15 protein-coding genes, 2 tRNA genes and 1 riboswitch are annotated in these 18,886 nt (G+C 68.3%); of the genes, 11 read left to right on the top strand and 6 right to left on the bottom strand.

Annotated features, from left to right (window positions below; genetic code table 11):
- Positions 1-1,014, top strand: coding sequence for a histone deacetylase family protein (locus C3L37_RS10485; protein WP_129114547.1), 1,014 nt, complete (start codon positions 1-3; stop codon positions 1,012-1,014).
- On the opposite strand, the gene cca is transcribed toward C3L37_RS10485, so the two are convergent.
- On the bottom strand, positions 993-2,390 hold the full coding sequence (gene cca, locus C3L37_RS10490) for a CCA tRNA nucleotidyltransferase (protein ID WP_129114548.1): 1,398 nt from the start codon (positions 2,388-2,390) through the stop codon (positions 993-995). The two genes, C3L37_RS10485 and cca, sit on opposite strands and share 22 nt — an antisense overlap.
- Before the next feature lie 96 nt (positions 2,391-2,486).
- On the opposite strand from cca, the gene C3L37_RS10495 reads away from it, so the two are divergent.
- The 3 genes from C3L37_RS10495 (at position 2,487) to ddh (ending at position 4,040) form a co-directional block, all read left to right on the top strand.
- A tRNA-Asn gene (locus tag C3L37_RS10495) sits at positions 2,487-2,559 on the top strand.
- A gap of 286 nt (positions 2,560-2,845) precedes the next feature.
- Positions 2,846-2,920: transfer RNA gene (locus C3L37_RS10500), tRNA-Ile, on the top strand.
- 160 nt (positions 2,921-3,080) lie between these two features.
- Entirely contained in the window at positions 3,081-4,040 is a 960-nt protein-coding gene (ddh, locus tag C3L37_RS10505; RefSeq protein WP_129114549.1) for a D-2-hydroxyacid dehydrogenase, read from the top strand.
- Positions 4,041-4,092: 52 nt separating this feature from the next.
- On the opposite strand, the gene C3L37_RS10510 is transcribed toward ddh, so the two are convergent.
- A complete protein-coding gene (locus C3L37_RS10510; protein ID WP_129114550.1) occupies positions 4,093-7,230 on the bottom strand; it encodes a M14 family metallopeptidase in 3,138 nt (1,045 codons plus the stop codon).
- 189 nt (positions 7,231-7,419) lie between these two features.
- Here C3L37_RS10510 and C3L37_RS10515 point away from each other — a divergent pair, with 189 nt between their 5' ends.
- The 4 genes from C3L37_RS10515 to C3L37_RS10530 all read left to right on the top strand — a co-directional run bounded on the left by C3L37_RS10515 (position 7,420) and on the right by C3L37_RS10530 (position 10,744).
- Entirely contained in the window at positions 7,420-8,058 is a 639-nt protein-coding gene (locus tag C3L37_RS10515) for a class I SAM-dependent methyltransferase (RefSeq protein ID WP_129114551.1), read from the top strand.
- Between the two features lie 253 nt (positions 8,059-8,311).
- Positions 8,312-8,376, top strand: a riboswitch (Fluoride riboswitch).
- A gap of 5 nt (positions 8,377-8,381) precedes the next feature.
- On the top strand, positions 8,382-8,762 hold the full coding sequence (locus C3L37_RS10520; RefSeq protein ID WP_129114552.1) for a fluoride efflux transporter FluC: 381 nt from the start codon (positions 8,382-8,384) through the stop codon (positions 8,760-8,762).
- Positions 8,762-9,109 (top strand): fluoride efflux transporter CrcB, encoded by a 348-nt coding sequence (gene crcB, locus C3L37_RS10525; RefSeq protein ID WP_129114553.1) that lies wholly within the window; start codon positions 8,762-8,764, stop codon positions 9,107-9,109. Before C3L37_RS10520 ends, crcB begins: the two co-directional genes overlap by 1 nt.
- Positions 9,110-9,292: 183 nt before the next feature.
- Positions 9,293-10,744, top strand: a complete 1,452-nt coding sequence (locus C3L37_RS10530; protein ID WP_129114554.1) for a sugar porter family MFS transporter — start codon at positions 9,293-9,295, stop codon at positions 10,742-10,744.
- 39 nt (positions 10,745-10,783) lie between these two features.
- Here C3L37_RS10530 and C3L37_RS10535 read toward each other — a convergent pair whose 3' ends face one another.
- Positions 10,784-12,058 carry a glycoside hydrolase gene (locus C3L37_RS10535; protein ID WP_129114555.1) on the bottom strand — a complete coding sequence of 425 codons (1,275 nt, stop codon included), beginning with the start codon at positions 12,056-12,058 and terminating at the stop codon, positions 10,784-10,786.
- A gap of 270 nt (positions 12,059-12,328) precedes the next feature.
- On the opposite strand from C3L37_RS10535, the gene C3L37_RS10540 reads away from it, so the two are divergent.
- Entirely contained in the window at positions 12,329-12,814 is a 486-nt protein-coding gene (locus C3L37_RS10540) for a type IV pilin (protein WP_129114556.1), read from the top strand.
- Positions 12,815-13,128: 314 nt separating this feature from the next.
- Positions 13,129-13,533 carry a type IV pilin gene (locus C3L37_RS10545; RefSeq protein WP_129114557.1) on the top strand — a complete coding sequence of 135 codons (405 nt, stop codon included), beginning with the start codon at positions 13,129-13,131 and terminating at the stop codon, positions 13,531-13,533.
- 87 nt (positions 13,534-13,620) lie between these two features.
- Here the strand turns inward: C3L37_RS10545 and C3L37_RS10550 are convergent, their stop codons facing one another.
- The gene (locus C3L37_RS10550) at positions 13,621-14,217 is read right to left on the bottom strand and encodes a DUF6663 family protein (protein WP_129114558.1); all 597 of its coding nucleotides are present in this window, start codon (positions 14,215-14,217) and stop codon (positions 13,621-13,623) included.
- A 109-nt stretch (positions 14,218-14,326) separates the two neighbouring features.
- On the opposite strand from C3L37_RS10550, the gene C3L37_RS10555 reads away from it, so the two are divergent.
- Positions 14,327-15,637: a hemolysin family protein gene (locus C3L37_RS10555; protein ID WP_129114559.1), complete on the top strand. Its 1,311-nt coding sequence runs from the start codon at positions 14,327-14,329 to the stop codon at positions 15,635-15,637.
- A gap of 41 nt (positions 15,638-15,678) precedes the next feature.
- Here C3L37_RS10555 and C3L37_RS10560 read toward each other — a convergent pair whose 3' ends face one another.
- Both C3L37_RS10560 and C3L37_RS10565 read right to left on the bottom strand, forming a co-directional pair.
- A complete protein-coding gene (locus tag C3L37_RS10560; RefSeq protein WP_129114560.1) occupies positions 15,679-17,271 on the bottom strand; it encodes a Na+/H+ antiporter NhaC family protein in 1,593 nt (530 codons plus the stop codon).
- Between the two features lie 110 nt (positions 17,272-17,381).
- The gene (locus tag C3L37_RS10565; protein ID WP_129114561.1) at positions 17,382-18,785 is read right to left on the bottom strand and encodes a dihydrolipoyl dehydrogenase family protein; all 1,404 of its coding nucleotides are present in this window, start codon (positions 18,783-18,785) and stop codon (positions 17,382-17,384) included.
- Positions 18,786-18,886: the final 101 nt, after the last annotated feature.

Consider the following 18,886-nt stretch of genomic DNA (forward strand, 5'->3'; position numbering starts at 1 on the left):
ATGAAATTCGGCTACAGCGACGTCTGCCTCGAGCACGATACCGGCGGCCGACACCCGGAGTCGCCGGACCGTCTCCGGGCGATCCGACGCGGCCTGGCGAAGCGACACGACGTCGAGTACGTCGAGCCGGACCCGGCGACCGAGGCCGCTGTAGCCGCCGTCCACGACGACGACTACGTCGAGGAAGTTCGCGAGTTTTGCGCCGCCGGCGGCGGCAACTGGGACCCCGACACCGTCGCCTGCGAGGAGACGTGGGACGCCGCGCTCATGAGCGCCGGGCTGGCGCAGTGGGCCGCCGAAACCGCCCTCGACGGCGACTCCGGGCGCGAAACCCCCTTCTCGCTCGGCCGCCCGCCGGGCCACCACGCCGTCTTCGACGACGCGATGGGCTTTTGCTTTTTCAACAACGCGGCCGTCGCCGCGCAGGGGGCGCTCGACGCCGACGCGGCCGAGCGCGTCGCGATCTTCGACTGGGACGTCCACCACGGCAACGGCACGCAGGACATCTTCTACGACCGCGACGACGTGTTCTACGCCTCGATCCACGAGGACGGCCTCTACCCCGGCACCGGTCGGGTCGAGGAGGCCGGCGAGGGCGCGGCCGAGGGGACGACCCTGAACGTTCCGCTGCCGGCCGGCCGCGGCGACGAGGATTACCTCCTCGTCGTCGACGAGGCGCTCGAACCGGCGCTCGAACGGTTCTCCCCGGACCTGCTCCTGATCAGCGCCGGCTTCGACGCCCACCGACACGATCCGATCTCCCGGATGCGCGTGTCGACCGAAGGATACGCCCTCCTGACCGATCGGGTTCGGCGGGTCGCGGACGCGGTCGACGCCGCGCTCGCGTTCGTCCTCGAAGGGGGCTACGGGCTCGACACGCTCTCCGAGGGCGTCGCGATGGTCCACGAGACGTTCGACGGTCGCGAGCCGATAGAGCCCGACGACGATCCGGCCGACGACACCCGGGATCTCGTCGACGAGATCCGCGCGGTTCAGGGTCTCGGATCGAAGTAGTCGGCGAGTTCGTCGCCGAACTCGTCGGCGAGCGTCGCCACCTCCGCCCCGACGAGTACGCGGTAGCCGTCGCGCAACCGCGTTTCGACCCGCGCCCCGAGCGCCACGTCGAACAGGGCGTCGCTCCGCAGGAAGTCGGCCGCGGTCCGAAACTCCCGCTCGCGTTCGACCGCGTAGCGGTCGCCGTCGAGGAACGGGCCGTACACGTCCGCGTCTTCGTACTTCGCGAAGAAACCGCTCGCGTGCCGCCGGACGGCCACCGGCGGCCCCCTGTGGCGTTCGACGGCCGGGAGCGAGCCGACCGTCAGTTCGACGAACAGCACCGCCCGCCCGTCGGCGAACGCCGCCGCGCGCAGGGGCGCGAAACCGCGTCGGTCGAGTTCGGACGCGATCCCGTCGAGCGACTTGCGGAGCTGCGGATAGAGCTGGTCCTCGACGATGTCCGGGGCGTCGAGGACGACCGCGACGGGGGCGGTCCCTCGCTCCGCGATGCGATCTCCGACCGCCGCCTCCGTGAGCGGCGGTCGTTCCGGCGGGAAGAACAGCTCCTCGCGCGGATCGGCGAGGAGTTCACGGGCGTAGTGCTGGAGCCGAGCGACGTTCTCGGCCGAGAGGACCGCCGCGACGTTGCGCTCGGGGTCGGTCGGGTCGACGACGACGAGCGGATCGTCGAACGACTTCCGGCCGTGGTCCTCCGGATCGAGTTCGACCGGGGGTCGCCAGTCGGCCGCGGCCGCGACGAGCGGCTCGAAGCCGCCGTGTTCGAGGACGAGCAGTTCCGCGAGGTAGCCCGAGAACCCCCGGGTTCGAAGGTCGCTTCCGTACGCGCCGATACCCTTGAGAAACCGCTTGAACGTCCGCACGTCGCCCGCGATGTCGTCGTCGAGGCGCGCCTGCAGGTAGGCGTTGTGAAACGGCGTCCGGTCGACGGCGGAGCGGATGTCGGACGCCGTCGGGACGTCGTAACACGGGACGAGATCGACGTCGAAGCCGTCGAACGCCCCGGTCACGTAGGGGTGCTCCGCGAACTCCTCGCGGCCGTCGGGGAGGACGGCGCGGCCGACCTTCAAGCCGTACCGCTCCAGTTTCTCCCGCGAGAGCGACGGCGGAAAGCGGACGAAGAGGTCGATGTCGCGGTCGCCGGCGAGCCACGTCCCGCGGGCGGTGCTTCCCACCCGGAGCACGTCGGCTTCGATCGGGAGGTCGGAGAGCGCATCCTCGACGCGTGCTTCGAGCGCGTCGGCGGCCGCGTCGAGACGGGTCCGCTCGTCGGAGTCGGGCGTGACGCGCTCGCGGACGCGCGACGCGACGCGCTCGAAGTCGGCGGATCGAGCGCCGCCGTCTCCGTCTGACCCGTTTCCGTCGGGGTCGGTCATGGCCGCGACTTTCGGGTGCGGCGGCGAAAGGGTGTCGGTGTGACCGGGCGAAAAACGAAAGCCCTATCAGATAACCTCGAATACGAAATAGTGCGAGCCGTCGTAGCTCAGTTGGTAGAGCACCTCGCTGTTAACGAGGTGGTCCCAGGTTCGAGCCCTGGCGACGGCGCTCCTTCGTTTTCGTCGCGCGACCCGTCGACGCCGAATCCGCTGTCCATATAAGGAGCCTGTACTCACAGCCCCAACGGATACTCCCGTTCGAGCTCACGTACCGGGTATGAGTTCGCTCGTCGGCACCGTTCGGTCGGTACTCCGTTCGATCGTCGGTCTCGTCATCGCGATAGTCACGCTGCCGCTTCGGATCCTGCGACGGCTCCTGTAGCGTCGCCCGGTCGTCGCCGTCAGCCGGTCGGAAAGTAACGCTCAAGGGGGCCGGCGCGGTAGTCCGTTCCGTCGGGCCCTTAGCTCAGTCCGGTTAGAGCGCTCGGCTCATAACCGAGTGGTCGTTGGTTCGAATCCGACAGGGCCCATCCGAGTACCTGAGCGACGGCGAACGGAGGAACGGTTCGCCCCGTCGATTCGAAGCGAGGAGGGAAGCGAGCGGAACGACCGAGGGTCGAATCCGATCGGTGTAAAACACGACCATCGGCGACACCAATGTTTATTCTTCGACTGTTGGTGTGTCCCACCATGGCGCTCACCATCGGCGTCCATCACTCGGTCGACGAACTGTTCCCTCCGGGCGTGCTGCGCGACGCGCTCCGCCCTTCTTCCGAGGACGACCCGGAGTACGAGCGCGCACTCACCACCGTCCGGGTGGTCGAGTCCCCGGACGAACTCGCGGAGTGTGACGCGCTCGTGACGTTCGCGTACGACGAATCGTTCCTCGCGTCGGGCCTCTCGTGGATCCACTCGATTCAGGCCGGCGTCGATCGGTTCCCCTTCGACGAGTTCGAACGGCGGGGGATCCGCCTGACGAACAGCACGGGCATCCACGGCGACGGCGTCGGCGAGACGGTCGTCGGATACATGCTCCAGTTCGCTCGACGGCTGCACCGCCACCGGGATAGAGAGCACCGTCGAGAGTGGCGCTACCCGGAGTGGGACGAGGCGTTCACCCTGTCGGGCGAATCGCTCTGCGTGGTCGGTCTCGGTACGCTCGGGCAGGGCATCGCGACGCGCGCGGACGTCCTCGGCGTCGACGTCGTCGGGGTCAGACGAACCCCGACGCCCGTCGAACACGTTCGAACCGTCTACACGCCGGACGAGATCGAGACCGCGATCGCCGATGCGCGGTTCGTCGCGGTGGCCACCCCGCTCACCGAGGGGACGCGGGGGCTGATCGGAGCCGACGAACTGGCGGCGATGCGCGACGACGCCTACCTCCTGAACGTCTCGCGCGGGGGAGTGGTCGACGACGCGGCGCTGCTCGACGCGCTCCGGAACGACGAGCTCGCCGGGGCGGCCCTCGACGTCTTCGAGACCGAACCGCTCCCGGCGGGCTCGTCCTTCTGGAAGATGGAGAACGTGATCGTCACGTCTCACGCGGCGGCTGCGAATCGCGAATACTGCGAGCGGGTCGCCGCGCTGGTCCGCGAAAACGTCCGACGCGTCGGAGCGGGCGAGTCGCTCGCGAACCAGGTGCTCTGACCGCGTATCCGCGCGAACTCGTCTTCGAGGCCGCGGACGACGTCCGGCGGTCTCACTCGGCTCCGCAGTCGCTCTCGCGGACGACGGACTCCCGGTCCACCACCGCCTCGACGCGCGACGGCCGCGCGACCGGCGGCCGCGCCGACATCGTCCCGACGTCCTCGTCCGGATCGTACTCGTAGGCGACGAAGCCGTCGCGCTGCCGTCCGGTCGCAGTCGGATCGGCGATCGACGCCTCCCGCTCCGCCCGTCCCGCTCGGCCGATGCGGTACGTCGCGGTCACCTCCGACGCGTCGGCGGCCGCCACGTTCTCCAGCGTCACCGTCCCCGCCTCGCAGTCGAAGGCGACGGTCAACTCGGGTTCCGGCACCGGAGCCTCGCCGTCGTCGGAGTCCTCGGGGCCGAACGTCCGAACGAGCTCGCCGTCGACGTACCGCTCCTGCAGGTAGCCGAGCGCGTTCGTGAGCACCGTCTGCCCGAGGAACGACACCGCGTAGTCGTGGACGCCGAACGGATGGAGGTTCGACTGGTTCGCCGGCGGCAGGAGGCTTCCGACGACGTGGACGGTCCCCTCCCCCTCCCCGCCGAGCGATCCGAGGGTGACGCCCCCCTCGGTCGTCGCGGCGATGGATCCGCCGGCGGCCTCGAACGCGTCGGTCCCGACCGTGTGCATCGGCGTCTCGCCGGGGATGTACCCCATCGGCGTCGCCTTCCACAGTTCGCGCTGGATCGACCGGACGTCGCTCAACAGGGGGTGGTCGTCGCGCTTCTCGCCGAGGTAGGCGACGTAGGTCTCGACCCGCTCGACGTCGTCGGCGTCGAGGTCGCCGGTGCCGGCGGCGCTCATCGCGCCCAGTCCGGCCACGCCGCTGTCGGTCACCACGAGCGTTCCGCCGCCGTCGACGAACGCGTCGAGCGCGTCGACGTACGCCGCGTCGTCGAACCCGTCGTCGTGGATGACGACGACGGTGTCGTCGTCGCCGTCGGCGAGCGCGCCCTCTGCGACGTCCGTCACCGAGACGGCCCGCAGGCGGTCCCGTTCCCCCTCCGGGAGGGCGTCGCGGTAGCGCTCGAAGAACTCGAACGGCGTGACGTCGTACTCGCGCTGTCGGTACCCGAGCACCGTCTCGGGGTTCGGCGCGTCGACGGCCTCGGCCGCCGTGCTCGCGCTCGCGTCCGCCCCGTCGAGCCTGAGCGTCCCCGTTCTGACGACGGCCTCGACCTCGTCGTCGCCGTCGCTTTCGACCTCGACGGTCCAGTCGCCGGCGTCGACGCTCGGCACCGCCCACTCGACGGTTCGGTGTCGGTGCCCCTCGATCTCGGTTTGCCTGACCGCGGTCCCGTCGCCGTCGCGGAGCGTGACCGTTCCCGCCCGGAGCGGCGACTCCAGTTCGACGCCGACGTGGAGGCTGTGGGCGTCCTCCGGGACGCTCGCCTCGGCCGCCGCCCGTCCGCCGCCCCCGGTGCTGACGCGTTCGTCGGAGCGGTCGAAGGCGGCGCCCTTCGCGGAGCCGTCGTCGCTCGCGACAGCGGCCGCTCCGGCGAAGGGGAGGTCGGACGACGACCGGGCGACGGCGTCGGAGACGACGTAGGCGGTGGACCGCCCGCGCGGGTCGACGGTCGCGGAGACGGTCGTCGCGGCCTGCTCCGTGAACGTCTCGACGAAGGTCTCGTAGCCCTCGACGTGGAGTTCGACGTTCGCGGGGAAGAACTCCTGCGTGTCGCCGGCGCGGTTGTCCAGCGCCATCTCCGGGGAGATCGCGACGAGGTCGAGGCCGCCCAACTCCTCCGGCGTGGCGAACCAACTCGCGAACGTCCCCGTCGTCGTGTAGTCGATGGTGTCGAAGACGGTCCCGTAGCTGAACGGCTCGGTCGGAAGCGGCGAGTAGAGGTCCCGGAGATCGTCGTAGGACTCCCGGTTCGGAAGGTCCTCCAGAAGCGGGCCGGTGCGCGCTTCGAGGGTGCCGTCGAGCCGGCGGTTCAGCTCGTAGAGGTCGTGGAGCTCACCGTAGGTGTACTCCGTGTTCATGATGAGCCCCAGGATGTGCTCCTCGGAGCCGAACATGCCGTGGAGGTCCGAGCCGTAGGCGAGGTTCTCGTACCCCCGGAGGTGCTCGACGATCGCCAGCGCGCCGGGGACGCGCTCCGCGTAGTCGCGCGGCTCCGTCGGGACGTCGTCGTCGACGCCGGGGTCGTCGTCCGCGAGGTTCGCCCCGTCGGGCTCGGCGGGGTTGTGCATGGGGTCGATGTAGCCGACGGTCGGCCACTGGCGGTTCATGTCGTACTCGTTCGCGGTCGGCCGCCGGTGGGCGTCGATTCGAACCAGGTCCTCGTCGGTCGCCTCGCTCCCGCTGTAGTACTCGGGCGACTTCGCCACCCAGCCGTCCGGGTTGGGAAACAAAAAGAGGAGCGCGACGTCGTCGAGTCGGCTCGCCAGCTCGGGTCGATCGCCGGCGAGCGTTCGCTCGATGACGCGCGCGCCGGTCTCGACGCCGGAGCGCTCGTCGCCGTGAATCGACAGCGAGAACAGCACTTTCTCCTTCTCGGCGAAGGCGGTCTCGTCGCCGACGTCGTTCGTCAGTTCGGCGACGTAGATCGGTTTGGGGTCGCTGCGGTCCTCGTAGACGTTGTACCACCCCGGACTCTCTCCCACGGAGTAGAACCGAAGCTCGTCGCCGTTCTCCTCCGCGAGATGCCCCATGCCGGCGAGGAGTTCCTCGTAGTCGATGTAATCGACGCTCTCGGTCGTCGGAAGGAACACGCCGTCGTCGTAGTCGCCGAGCAGCCAGAACGGGTTCGACCCCGGCGAGTAGCGAAACGCCGTCAGCTCAGGGGCGTTCTCGTAGAGCTCCTCGAACTCCTCGGGGAGGAGCTCCGCGAAGGCGGCCGGCCGGGGGTCGGTCGTCGTCCGGACCGTCCCCGAAACGTCAGAGAGCGCGTCGAACGCCGACTCGTCCTCGACGCGCAGGAGCGTCGGAATCGTCCGATCGCCGGGGGTGTGCCGGTAGATGAACTCGTACAGGTCGGTGAGTCGCTCCCCGCTTTCCTCCCGCGCGAGCGTCTCCCGCGAGGCGAGCGCCGCGGTCGCGACCGCGCCCCCGATCCCGGCCGAGATGCGGAGGAAATCGCGCCGCGTCGCGTCGTCTCTCTCGCCGATGCCGTCGGCCGTCGGGGAGTCGGGTGCTTCCATACTCGGAAATAAAGTTGGAATTCAATAAATTTTACTAAAGGAAACATTTCAACGTACTTCTCGTAGCCCGCTGAAACACGTCGCGGTCCCCGATCGTCCAGATTTCCGTCGGGTCCGTGCGTTCGACGATCACTCCGGGCACCGGGAGTTCGATGAGGCTTTACGCGTCGCCCCGCTGGGTTGATACCCGTGGATCCTGACGACGTCCGCCGACAGTGGACGGAACGGTCCGGAGAGTTTTCGCCGGCGTACTACGCCTACTACGGTCCGAACGAGACGAGCGAGTCGATTCGCGGTCTTCTCGAACGGTACGTCGGAGCCGACGCGGCGATCCTGGAACTCGGCTGCGGTTCCGGTCGCCACCTCTCGCACCTCCACGAGCACGGCTTCGAGAACCTGAACGGCGTCGACATCAACGAGGACGCGTTCGAGGTGATGGAGGACGTCTACCCCGACCTCGCCGCCCGCGGAACGTTCCACGCCGACGCCATCGAGAACGTCGTCGCCTCCTTCGACGACGGGCGCTTCGACGCGATATTCTCGGTGGAGACGCTCCAGCACCTCCACCCCGACGACGAACGGGTTTTCGAGGAGCTGTCTCGGATCGTGGACGACCTCCTCATTACGGTCGAAAACGAAGGCGGTGACGAACGCGCTGTGCAGACCGAACCGGCGGTGAACGACGTCGAGTACGACTTTCCCCTCTACTACCGAAACTGGAAGCGCGTCTTCGCCGAGGTCGGATTCACCGAAATCGAATCCGAGCGGGGCGAGCGGGACACGTTGCGGGTGCTCCGACGCGTCGGAGGCGACCGTCGACGCGCGTGACCGCGAACGCGCCGGAGGGCGCGCACGACGCCCGTCTGACGGATATTTATGTGCGCCGAGCCCGTACCCTCGAATGGAACGAACTCGGTTTCGACCGGGCTCGTCCCGCACTTTGACACACCCTCTTCGGCGCGTCTCGATCCTTCCAGCGGCCGCTCTCGCTCACGTCGTCGCTCTCGCCCGCGTCGCCGTGATCCTCGCCGATCGCGGTCGAGATACCGCAATCGTTATCCGTCGCCGCCGGCCACCGGCGAGTATCGCGGGCGATGGAGTCCGCCCGACCCAACCGCCGCAACGGCCCATGACTCCTTTTCGCCACAGCCATGTCAGGGACGCACCCGCTCGTCAGGATCGAAACCGCGCTCTTGATCGCCGTCGGCGGGTTCGCGGGTTCGAACCTGCGGTACGCCGCGGAACAGGCCGCGCCGTCGTCGTTCGCCGCGACGCTCGTCGTGAACGTGCTCGGAAGCTTCGCCCTCGCCGTGTTGCTCTACGAGGCGATCCACCTCGGCGTGCTCTCGGTGCAAACGAGCACGGTGTTCGGAACGGGCTTTCTCTCGTCGTTTACGACCTACAGCACGTTCGCGCTTCAGACGTTCACTGTCCCCGAGTACGCCGTCGGCTACGTCGCGGCGAGTTACCTGCTCGGCTTCGCGGCCGTGTGCGCCGGCCGTTCGCTGGTCCGCCGGCTAGGGGGGTCGTGATGGACCCCGCCCACCTCGTCGGGACCGGCGGCGCGCTCGGCGCGCTCCTCCGCCACGCCGTGTATCGCGCCGTCGACTCGGACCGATTTCCGACCGCGACGCTCGCCGTAAACGCCGTCGGGAGCTTCGCGCTCGGACTCGTCGCGTTCGGCGGGTTCGAGTCGGATCTCGCGCTCTTCGCGGGCACCGGCGCGTGCGGCTCGTTCACGACGTACTCCACGTTCTCGTTCGAGACGGTGCAACTGTGGGAGGACGGCCACAGAGCGCGGGCCGCCTCGAACGCGGCCGCGAACCTCTCTCTCTGTCTCGCCGCGATCGGCCTCGCCCGGGTGATCGTTCCGTCGTGACGTCCGCGCCGCGTCGAATCCCGCGTCGTCGACGCCGTGTCGGTGGTCGAACGCTGTACTACTGTCCGAGCGACGATCCATATCAACCAGAATATCTAACATTCTACAATCCAAATTTTAAACCGTATACAACGTACCAGAATCTTTGTTAATCTTCACTCACGATCGGATACCATAGTTCCTATGAGTACGGAGCACACACGAAACGCAGACACCGGCGACGGCGGCAATCGGTTCGTCTACGTCACCGCCGCCCTCGCCGCGTTGAACGGGCTACTCTTCGGGTTCGACACCGGCGTCATCTCCGGGGCGTTCCTCTACATCCAGGACGCGTTCGACATGTCCTCGCTCCTGTGGATCTCCACGAGCAGCGCGATGATAGAGGGCCTGGTCGTGAGCGGCGCGCTGGTGGGTGCCGCCTTCGGCGCGGCCGTGGGCGGTAACCTCGCGGACCGGTGGGGTCGCCGCCGCCTCATCCTCGTCGGCGCGCTCGTCTTCTTTCTCGGCTCGCTCACGATGGCGGTCGCGCCGACCCTCGAGATCCTGATCGCCGGCCGGATTCTCGACGGGATCGCCATCGGCTTCGCGTCGATCGTCGGACCGCTGTACATCTCGGAGATCTCGCCGCCGAAGATCCGCGGATCGCTCGTCTCGCTCAACCAACTCGCCGTCACCACGGGCATCCTCGCCTCGTACTTCGTGAACTACGCCTTCGCCGACACGGGCCAGTGGCGCTGGATGCTCGGCGCCGGCATGCTGCCCGCGCTCGTCCTCCTCGTCGGCATGCTCTTCATGCCCGAGAGCCCGCGGTGGCTCATCGACAAGGGTCGCGAGGCGGACGCGAAGGAGGTCCTCTCTCGGACTCGGTCCGAATCGCGGATCCGGGCGGAACTCCGCGAGATCAAGGAGACGAAGGAGATCGAAGCCGAGGGGCTGTCCGAACTGATCGAACCGTGGGTCCGCCCCGCGCTCATCGTCGGCATCGGTCTCGCCGCCTTCCAGCAGGTCACCGGCATCAACACCGTGATCTACTACGCGCCGACGATCTTCGAGTCGACCGGCTTCGGCAACTCGGCGTCGATTCTCGCGACGGTCGGCGTCGGCGTCGTCAACGTGGTCATGACGGTCGTCGCGGTGCTCCTCATGGATCGCGTCGGTCGCCGCCCGCTGCTGCTCGTCGGTCTCGGCGGGATGATCCTCACGCTCGTCGGCCTCGGCGCTGCGTTCTTCCTCCCCGGACTTTCCGGCGTCGTCGGCTGGGCGGCGCTCGGAAGCTTGATGCTGTACGTCGCGTTCTTCGCCATCGGTCTCGGACCCGTGTTCTGGCTGCTCATCTCCGAGATCTATCCGCTCAAGGTCCGCGGATCGGCGATGGGCGTCGTCACGGTCGTCAACTGGGTCGCGAACCTCCTCGTGGCGCAGACGTTCCTGCAGCTCGTGGGCGCGATCGGGGAGCACGGAACGTTCTGGCTGTACGCCGCGTTGAGCGTCGCCGCGCTCGTCTTCACGTACTTTCTCGTCCCGGAGACGAAAGGTCGTTCCCTCGAAGAGATCGAAGCCGACCTGCGCCAGAGCGCGGTCGGCGGTTCGAGCACGGCCATCGCCGCCGAACCGACGGAAGACGGGGTCGAGTAAGCTCGATCCGAGGGGCCGGATCGAGGATCGAACCCGCGCTCAGAATCCCAGGCGCGATCTGGGCGCGGTGATCCGGTTCGACGCCCCCTCTTTTTCTTCCGTCTCCTCTTCCTCCTCGCTCGACGCGCCCGACCCGACGCCGACCTCGTCGTCGTCGGGATCGCCGAGCACGTACTCGGTGTAGACGGGCTCCGCCCACTCCGGCCACTCCTGTCGTTCCTCGGCTTCGAAGTCGCCGCCGGCGATCGCCCGCGCGTCGTCGAGGCTCCAGACCGCGCCGTCCTCGTGGAAGACGCCGGTGAGCGTCCCCCGCATGCGCTGCGGTCGGAGGTAGGCGGGCTTCAGCATCAGCGACCAGAAGAAATCGCCGTTCAGCCCGCCAGATCGAACGGTCGAGGCCAGGGAGCGGTACGCCGGCTGCCACTCGTCCTCGGCGAGTTCGGCGTTCCACCCGCTTCCGCCCGGTCGGAGGCGCTGCCACTCGCTTATCCAGACGGGTTTTTCGAGCGCCCGCTTCATCTCGACGCCTCCCTGCAGCGCCTGCTGGATCGCGCCCGTCGACGACGGGAAGTTGTTGTGGAACTGGAAGACATCCACGCCGAGGTCGGTGAAGAATCGGCTGTTCTTTAGATAGACGTTGCCGACGGTCAGCGGCGTCTCGCCGCGCTCTTCGGCCGCGGTTTTGAACATCTCGCGGGCGAACCGGAGCCGATCGACGGGATCGCGCTGGACGCCCGGTTCGTTCGCGACGTCGATGGCGAGCAGGCGGGGATCGTCCCGGTAGCGCTCCATGAACCACTTCACGAACGACCGCGGCGCGCCCCAGCGGTTCGGATTGGAGACGATCGTGCCGCGGGGCGAGTGAACCCCGGTCGCCGTGAGCGGGTCTCGGTCGTAGAGTCGCTTTTCGGTCGGTGCCATGCCGACGGTGTCGAACAGGACCGGGAGGATGCGAAGGTCCTCCTCGACGGCGGACTCGACCAGGTGTTCGAACCACTGCTCGTGCGCGTCGGGGGCTTCGCGCCACCGCTCGAAGCTCAAGAACACGCGGAGGGCGTTCAGCCGCAGGTCCCGCGCGTAGCCGATGTCCCGCTCGACGACGTCCGGCGCGTAGTCGGTCCACATCTGGAAGACGTTGTACGCCTGCGCCGGGATGTAATTCGCCCCGCGGATCCGCGTGGTCGCCGGGTCCCACCGCTCGACCTCCCGCGCCTGCGATCGGAGGACCGTTCCGGCGGTCCCCGCGACCGCGGTCCCGACGACGGCCGTCGCGCCCAACCGAAGGAATCGCCTCCGGCTTCCGCGTCCGGTCATGTCAGTTACCCTCACGCGAAGCCCAATTCATAGAGTGGGTACGGTCATCGTCGTTGTAAACTTTTATCGTGGGAGCGAACCGCCTCCGATCCCCCGAAACGCTCGAATACGCTCTTTTCGGACGCTCTCGCTGTTCTTCCCCCGACCGCCGATCGGCCGGTCTTCGAATTCGACGAAAATAATATTATCTCGATAGGTACGATATTCGATCTATTCGAATCGTTTATACCGCTCCCGCGACCCGTTCCGGATAGCACCCCCCGTCCCGCCATGTCATTCCCCTCCTCTTCCCGTGCCGTCTCGCCCGTCGTCGGCGGCGTCCTCCTGCTCGCCGTCGTGATCGCCTTGGCGGCGGTCCTCGCCGCGATAACGACCGGGTTCGGGTCGACCGTCGGCGACCCGCAACCGCAGATACGCTTCGACGCGGCGTACGTCCCGAGCGGCGAGGGGAACGACGACGATCGGCCGTACGTCCTCCTCACGCACGAGGCGGGCGACGTCGGGGACGGCGAGCGGCTGTTCGTCGTCGACGACGACGGGAACCGGATCGCGTGGGCCGACATCTACCTCGGTGGTCCGGAGGCCGGCGCGGGAGATCGGGCCCACGTCGACGGCGTGGGCAGCGACGGCGCGCTGAATCCGATCTGCGAGGCCGGACGGGAGTACCGCGTCGTCTGGGAGGGTGACCGCGGCTCGTACGTCGTCGCGACGGTCGAAATCGACCGCGCGCCCGACTCCCCGTCCGGCGCGTGTTAGTTCGAATCCGAAAGTAGATAATTCGGTCATCAATCGCGCTTTCTGACACGGTAGCTCGACGATCGATATCGCGGTAAATTCGGGAGGTGTATCGGTATTACTCCGTAGAAACGTCTGGATTCAACGGGAGTAATATAATCACCAAAGACTTCATTGATTACCCGACAATTTTTTACGTAATGGACCCGTCGGATGCCGTGAACACGTCGACCACGGCAGGGCGTCGGGATCGCGGTCGAGTCGACCGCCCCCGGACGAGTGCCATGGGAGGTATCTCGGCTTCGCTCCGTCGGTGACGGCGTGGGAGGGAAACAATGCAACTGAGAAAGCTACTCGCGGAAGAGAGAGCGGTGAGTCCCGTCATCGGGGTCATCCTCATGGTCGCGATCACCGTGATCCTCGCGGCCGTCATCGGAACGTTCGTGCTCGGCCTCGGCGACAGCGTCGGGAATCAGACGCCGCAGGTGTCGTTGAGCTTCGAGCAAGATGGAAGTGACCTGACTGTCACGCACGAAGGGGGTGGAGACATAGATATCGGAGATCTCAGAATCGCTGGCGAAGCCGATGGTGATCTCCCGAGTGACACGACCATTCAGACTGGTGATTCGTTCACGGTGACTCTTACCAGCGGTGCTGAGGGTGAGGAAATCCGAATCGTCTACGACGACGGCGACGCGAGCGGAACCCTCGGCACGTTCGAGTTGACCGAGGACGCATAGAGCACCCAATCGGTGCGATCCCATTTTTTGATCGACCACCGCGTCGACGAGCGACCGCCTCGACCGCGTCGCGCCCAACCGCCTACGCTACACCCCGTACGTCTCCCGCACCGTCCGCGCCAGCAACCCGTCCCCGTCGAACGCGATGTACACCGCCACGAACGGCTCGTCGGTCGGCCGCATCACGAACACCGCGCGGTCGCCGTCGTCGTCGAGACCCTCGTTCGCCCGCGCGATGAGCGGTTCCAGCGGGAGCAGCCCGCTTTCGAACTCCGCGAACACGTCGCGCGCGCCGGACTGCTCCGCGAAGACGTACAGCACGCCGTTGGGGTCGCCGTCGGTGTTCCGCGTCACCCGGGAGTTCATCGCCTCGCCCGCGGCGTCGGCGGCCGCCCACGTCTCCCGCGCGGCCTCGAACATCCCCGTGACGCCGTCGACGAACTCGATTTTCGTCCGCCGCAGGACGTCCACCGACTCGAACCGCGGCGTGCCGTCGTCCCACGCGAGCGCCGCGTCGACGAGGTACCCGGCTTCGAGTTCCGCGACGGTCTCCGCGAGCGCCCCGTCGTAGCCCTCGCCCCCGACGTAGACCGGATCGCACTCCTCCGCGTCGATGAGCAGGAGCTCGGTCGGCTCGCGCGGCCGTCCGAGCACGCGAAACCGCCCGCTCGTCGAAAGATCCATGGGCGCGATAGTCGGTCCGGCGGGATAAGCCGGCCGAATCGCGGCCGCACGCCGCGGATCCGGGTCGGCGAGTGGACAGGAACAATACGGTGGGTGTCCGAGTGTCCGCATGCAGATCCAAGCGATGGACGCGACGCTCCTCGGCGCGGTCGCGGCGGTCGTCGTTCTCCTGGCGTTCAGCGCGTTCTTCTCCTCCTCCGAGATCGCGCTCTTCTCGCTCGAACGACACCGCCTGGACACGCTCTTTCAGCGCCGCGACGCCCGGACGGACGCGCTCCGGCGGCTCCGCGAGGACCCCCACCGGCTGCTCGTCACCATCCTCGTCGGCAACAACATCGTCAACATCGCGATCGCGAGCATCGCCACCGCCGCGCTCGTCGACCTGCTGGGCGCCGGCGTCGCGGTCTCGGTCGCCACGGTCGCGATGAGCTTTTTGATCCTCGTGTTCGGCGAGATCACGCCGAAGTCCTACGGGGTCGCCCACGCCGAGTCGCTCTCGCTCCGGGTCGCCCGGCCGTTGGCATTCGTTCAGACGGCGCTGTATCCCCTCGTGGTGTTCTTCGACGCCGTCACCCGCGCCATCAACCGCCTCACGGGGGGCGGCCGGGACATCGAACGCCCGTACGTCACGCGGGAGGAGATCGAGGCGCTGTTGCGGACGGGCGAGCGCGTCGGGGCGATCGAGGAGACCGAACACGAGATGGTTCGGGGCGTCTTCGACCTCAGCAGCACCCGGGCGCGCGAGGTGATGGTCCCCCGCGTCGACGTGATCGGCGTCGACGCGGAGGCGCCGCTCGACGAGGTGCTCGACGTCTGTTCGTCGAACCGACTCACCCGCCTCCCGGTGTACGAGGGGACGATCGACCGCGTCGTCGGCATCGCCGACGTCCGCGACGTCGAGCGCGCCGTCCGCGAGGAGCTGTCGCTGCGCGACGTCCTCCTGCCGACGATCGGCGTTCCGGACGGCCGGGAGATCGACGGCCTGCTGGCGGAGATGCAGGAGCGACGCGTCCCGATGGTCGTCGTCCACGACGAGTTCGGCGAGGTGGAGGGGATCATCACCGTCGAGGACATCTTAGAGGAGATCGTCGGCGAGATCTTCGAAGTCGGCGAGGAGCGGTTCATCCGACCCACGGCCGACGGGCTGCTCGTGAAGGGCGAAGTGACGGTCGGCGAGGTGAACGACGCGCTCGACGTCGACCTCCCGATCGCCCCCGATTTCGAGACGGTCGCCGGACTGATCAACGCGGAGCTGGGTCGCCTCGGCGACGTCGGCGACGAAGTCGCCCTCACTGACGTCTCCCTGCGCGTCGACGCGGTCGACGGCAACCGGATCACGCTGGTCCGGGTGCGCCGGCTCACCGACCGGGGTGGGGGAAAAGACGAACCCGACGCGAGGGAAGACGGGGCGGACGGCTGAGCGGTCGTCCGTCGATCAGTGGTCGACCGGACGTCAGCCGTTCAGTCGTCGCCGAGCGACTTGACCGCGCCCGCGATGCCCGCCTGCGTCTCCTCGCTCTTCTTCGTGATCCGCCACCCGGTCGCGCCCATCGCGACCAGGATCAGCGGCGAGAGGATTCCGAGGAAGTAGTACGGCGCGTACTCCAGCGTCGGCACGCCGAGGACCCCGGCCATGTACACGCCGCCGGCGTTCCACGGCACGAGCGCGCTGGTCGTCGTCCCGGCGGCCTCGACCGCCCGCGAGAGGTTGCGGCTCTCGAGGTCGAAGTCGTCGTACAGCCCCCGGAGGCTCATCCCGGGGACGACGATGCTCATGTACTGTTCGGCCGCGAGGACGTTCATCCCGAACGCGGACGCGGCCGTGCCGGCCGTCAGCCCGCTCACGCTCGAGATGGACTTGCTGAGGCGGTGTGCGAGGACCGCGAGGACGCCCGTCCGTTCGAGCATCCCGCCGAGCGCGAGCGCGGCGACGACGATGGTGATGGTCCACGCCGCCCCGATCAGCCCCTCGGTCGCGAGCAGGTCGTTCACGATCGCGACCCCCGTCTCGGGGGCCGCGCCGTTCTGGGCGACGTCCCACGCGGTGACGAACGACTCCGTAAAGGGCGCGAGCCCGGAGCCGACCGCCGCGACGGCGTCTCCGTACGCCGCCGGCGAGAGGGGCGCGGCCGCGACCGCTCCGAGGGCGGCCGCGACGCCGTCGACGAAGGGACCGACGACGCTGTTCTGTGCGAACACCTGCGTCGCGACGCCGGCGAACACGCCGACGGTCAGGGACGGGAGCGCGGGGTAGCCCCGGAGCGCCAGCCCGAACGTCACGAGCAGGGGGAGGAACACGACCGGGTGGATCGAGTACGCCCCGGTGATCGCCGTCTGGATCTCCGCGACGCGTCCCGCCGGGATTGACCCCGTGGCGGTCAGCCCGAGGACCGCGTACCCGACGAGCGACAGCCCGAGCGCGATGCCGGTCCCGACGCGCATCGTCCGGATGTGCGTGAGCAGGTCGGTGTTCGTCACCGCCGCGGCGAGGTTCGTCGTATCGGAGAGCGGCGAGATCTTGTCGCCCGTGTACGCGCCCGTCAGCACCGCGCCGGCCGTCATCGGCTCCGGGACGCCGAGACCCGCGCCGATGCCGATGAACGCGACGCCGAGGGTCCCCGCCGTCGTCCACGACGATCCGACCGCGAAGGCGACGCCCGTCGCGAGCAGCGCCGTCACCGGGAGAAACACCGCCGGGGTGAGCAGATCGAGTCCGTAGTAGACGAGCGCCGGGATCGTCCCGGCGGCCGTCCACACCGCGATGAGCACGTAGATGACGAAGATGATGAGGATCGCCTGCATGCCCATCCGCAACCCGTCGACGATACCTTCGTACATCCGCCGCCACGAGATGCCGATCCAGTACCGGCCGACGAGCCCCGTGAAGACGACCCCCCACAGGAGCGGCATCTGGGCGTCGAGGCCCAGCCCGATGGCCCCGACGCTCAGAAACGCCAGCATCCCCACGACCGGGACGAGCGCCTGTCGCAGCGTCGGACGCTCGTATTCGGGGATGTCGTCGTATGTCAGCGGTTCGAACGATAATGTCGCCATACGGCCGGCGCTATTCTGTTAGCGCATTTGTATCTGTGGTTCCGCTGCGTGTTAGCTACCGGTTGACGCGGTACCGGTTCGCGTGCGGAAAACGTGTCAGGGATAGAATATCATCGGACTTTCGCGCTCGCGGCCCGAAAGAGCGCGTCGAGTATCTCCGGCGTCGTCGGGTGGTACGCCCGGTTCGGCAGGTCGCGCACGTCGAGGCCGAGTTCGACGACGACCTGCATCGTCTTCGCCATCACGTCGGCGTGGTAGTGCAGCCCCTGGTAGCCGAGGACGGTCCCGTCCTCGGCGTCGACGACCAGCGACGCCCGGCCCCGCGGGGCGTTCTTGGTCTTGAAGACGCCGTCGTCCTCGGCTCTTCGGGAGACGTCGACGTAGTCCAGCCCGGCCTCCTCGGCCGATTCGACGGAGTGACCCACCCGGACGTACGGGTAGACGGCCGCGCCCGAGAAGATCACGTGGTGGTGGACGTTCTCGTACGGGTCGGGCGCCTCACCGCGGGCGTGCGCCAGCAGGTTCTCGGCCGCCTTGTACCCCTGCTCCTTCGCGACGTGGAGGATCGGCTCCCGTCCGTTCGCGTCGCCGACGACGAACGTCCGCTCGTCGTCGACCGCCTGCATCGTGTCCGTCACCCACCCTTCCCCCGGCGACAGCGACGCGTTCGCCAGTTCGAGTCCGTCGAGGTTCGGCCGGCGGCCGGTGAAGAGAAAGAGCGCCTCGGCGTCGATCGCCCGCGACTCGCCCGCGACGTCGACGCGGAGGCGGACGCCGTCGTCGGTCGGCTCGACCGCCTCCTCCGTCGCGTTCGTGAGGATCTCGACGCCGAACTCCTCGCGGTACAGCTCCAACAGTTCGTCCCCGTACGCCGGATCCGCCTCGTCCAGCGGCCGGTCGTCGTGCTCGATCACCGTGAGGTCGGCCACGCCCGCCTCGACGAGGTACGGCACCAGTTCGACGCCCACGTAGCCGAAACCCATCACGACGCCCGACTCGGGGAGCTCCGTCGCGTCGAGCACGTCGGCGCTGGTCAGGTAGTCCACCTCGTCGATCCCCGGGAGGTCCGGTACGTTCACCGTCGACCCGGTGGCGAGCACGACGTAGTCGGTCTCGACCTCCCGGTCGTCGACGGCGACGACGCGGTCGCCGAGAAAGCGCGCCGCGTCGTGGACGAACTCCACGCCGTCCAGCTCGGCCAGCTGGTGGACGGCGGCGCGGCGGTGCGCCGCGAACGCGGCCGTGTGACGGTCCTTCGTGGCGACGACCGTTTCGAGGTTCAGCCGCGGCGGCTCGCCGTCGAGCCGCGGGTCGTGTCGCGCCTGATACCGGTGCGCCGCCGCCGAGAGGACCTCCTTCGACGGCATACAGCCGCGCAGGATGCACAGCCCACCGCCGGGCTCGCCGTCGTCGATCATGGTGAGTCGGTCGATCCAGTCTCCGACGTGTTCGCTCAGCGCTTCCGCGGCGGCGACGCCGGCGCTTCCGTACGCGCCGATGATGACGACGTGCATGGCGTCCGATCCGTGCGGAGCCACCGCAAATGTGTCGGTCGCGCCCGCCCGCGGCGCACGGTCGACGGCGGTACCGCTGACGACGGCGGCGACGCCCTCGC

It is taken from the genome of Halegenticoccus tardaugens, from assembly GCF_004116405.1.
In the GTDB taxonomy this organism is placed as follows: Archaea; Halobacteriota; Halobacteria; order Halobacteriales; family Haloferacaceae; genus Halegenticoccus; species Halegenticoccus tardaugens.

Excerpts from the sequence above, each read along its gene's own strand:
- C3L37_RS10485 (WP_129114547.1), top strand. The coding sequence starts at position 1 with ATGAAATTCGGCTACAGCGACGTCTGCCTCGAGCACGATACCGGCGGC.
- cca (WP_129114548.1), bottom strand. The coding sequence starts at position 2,390 with ATGACCGACCCCGACGGAAACGGGTCAGACGGAGACGGCGGCGCTCGA.
- ddh (WP_129114549.1), top strand. The coding sequence starts at position 3,081 with ATGGCGCTCACCATCGGCGTCCATCACTCGGTCGACGAACTGTTCCCT.
- C3L37_RS10510 (WP_129114550.1), bottom strand. The coding sequence starts at position 7,230 with ATGGAAGCACCCGACTCCCCGACGGCCGACGGCATCGGCGAGAGAGAC.
- C3L37_RS10520 (WP_129114552.1), top strand. The coding sequence starts at position 8,382 with ATGTCAGGGACGCACCCGCTCGTCAGGATCGAAACCGCGCTCTTGATC.
- crcB (WP_129114553.1), top strand. The coding sequence starts at position 8,762 with ATGGACCCCGCCCACCTCGTCGGGACCGGCGGCGCGCTCGGCGCGCTC.
- C3L37_RS10530 (WP_129114554.1), top strand. The coding sequence starts at position 9,293 with ATGAGTACGGAGCACACACGAAACGCAGACACCGGCGACGGCGGCAAT.
- C3L37_RS10535 (WP_129114555.1), bottom strand. The coding sequence starts at position 12,058 with ATGACCGGACGCGGAAGCCGGAGGCGATTCCTTCGGTTGGGCGCGACG.
- C3L37_RS10540 (WP_129114556.1), top strand. The coding sequence starts at position 12,329 with ATGTCATTCCCCTCCTCTTCCCGTGCCGTCTCGCCCGTCGTCGGCGGC.
- C3L37_RS10545 (WP_129114557.1), top strand. The coding sequence starts at position 13,129 with ATGCAACTGAGAAAGCTACTCGCGGAAGAGAGAGCGGTGAGTCCCGTC.
- C3L37_RS10550 (WP_129114558.1), bottom strand. The coding sequence starts at position 14,217 with ATGGATCTTTCGACGAGCGGGCGGTTTCGCGTGCTCGGACGGCCGCGC.
- C3L37_RS10555 (WP_129114559.1), top strand. The coding sequence starts at position 14,327 with ATGCAGATCCAAGCGATGGACGCGACGCTCCTCGGCGCGGTCGCGGCG.
- C3L37_RS10560 (WP_129114560.1), bottom strand. The coding sequence starts at position 17,271 with ATGGCGACATTATCGTTCGAACCGCTGACATACGACGACATCCCCGAA.
- C3L37_RS10565 (WP_129114561.1), bottom strand. The coding sequence starts at position 18,785 with ATGCACGTCGTCATCATCGGCGCGTACGGAAGCGCCGGCGTCGCCGCC.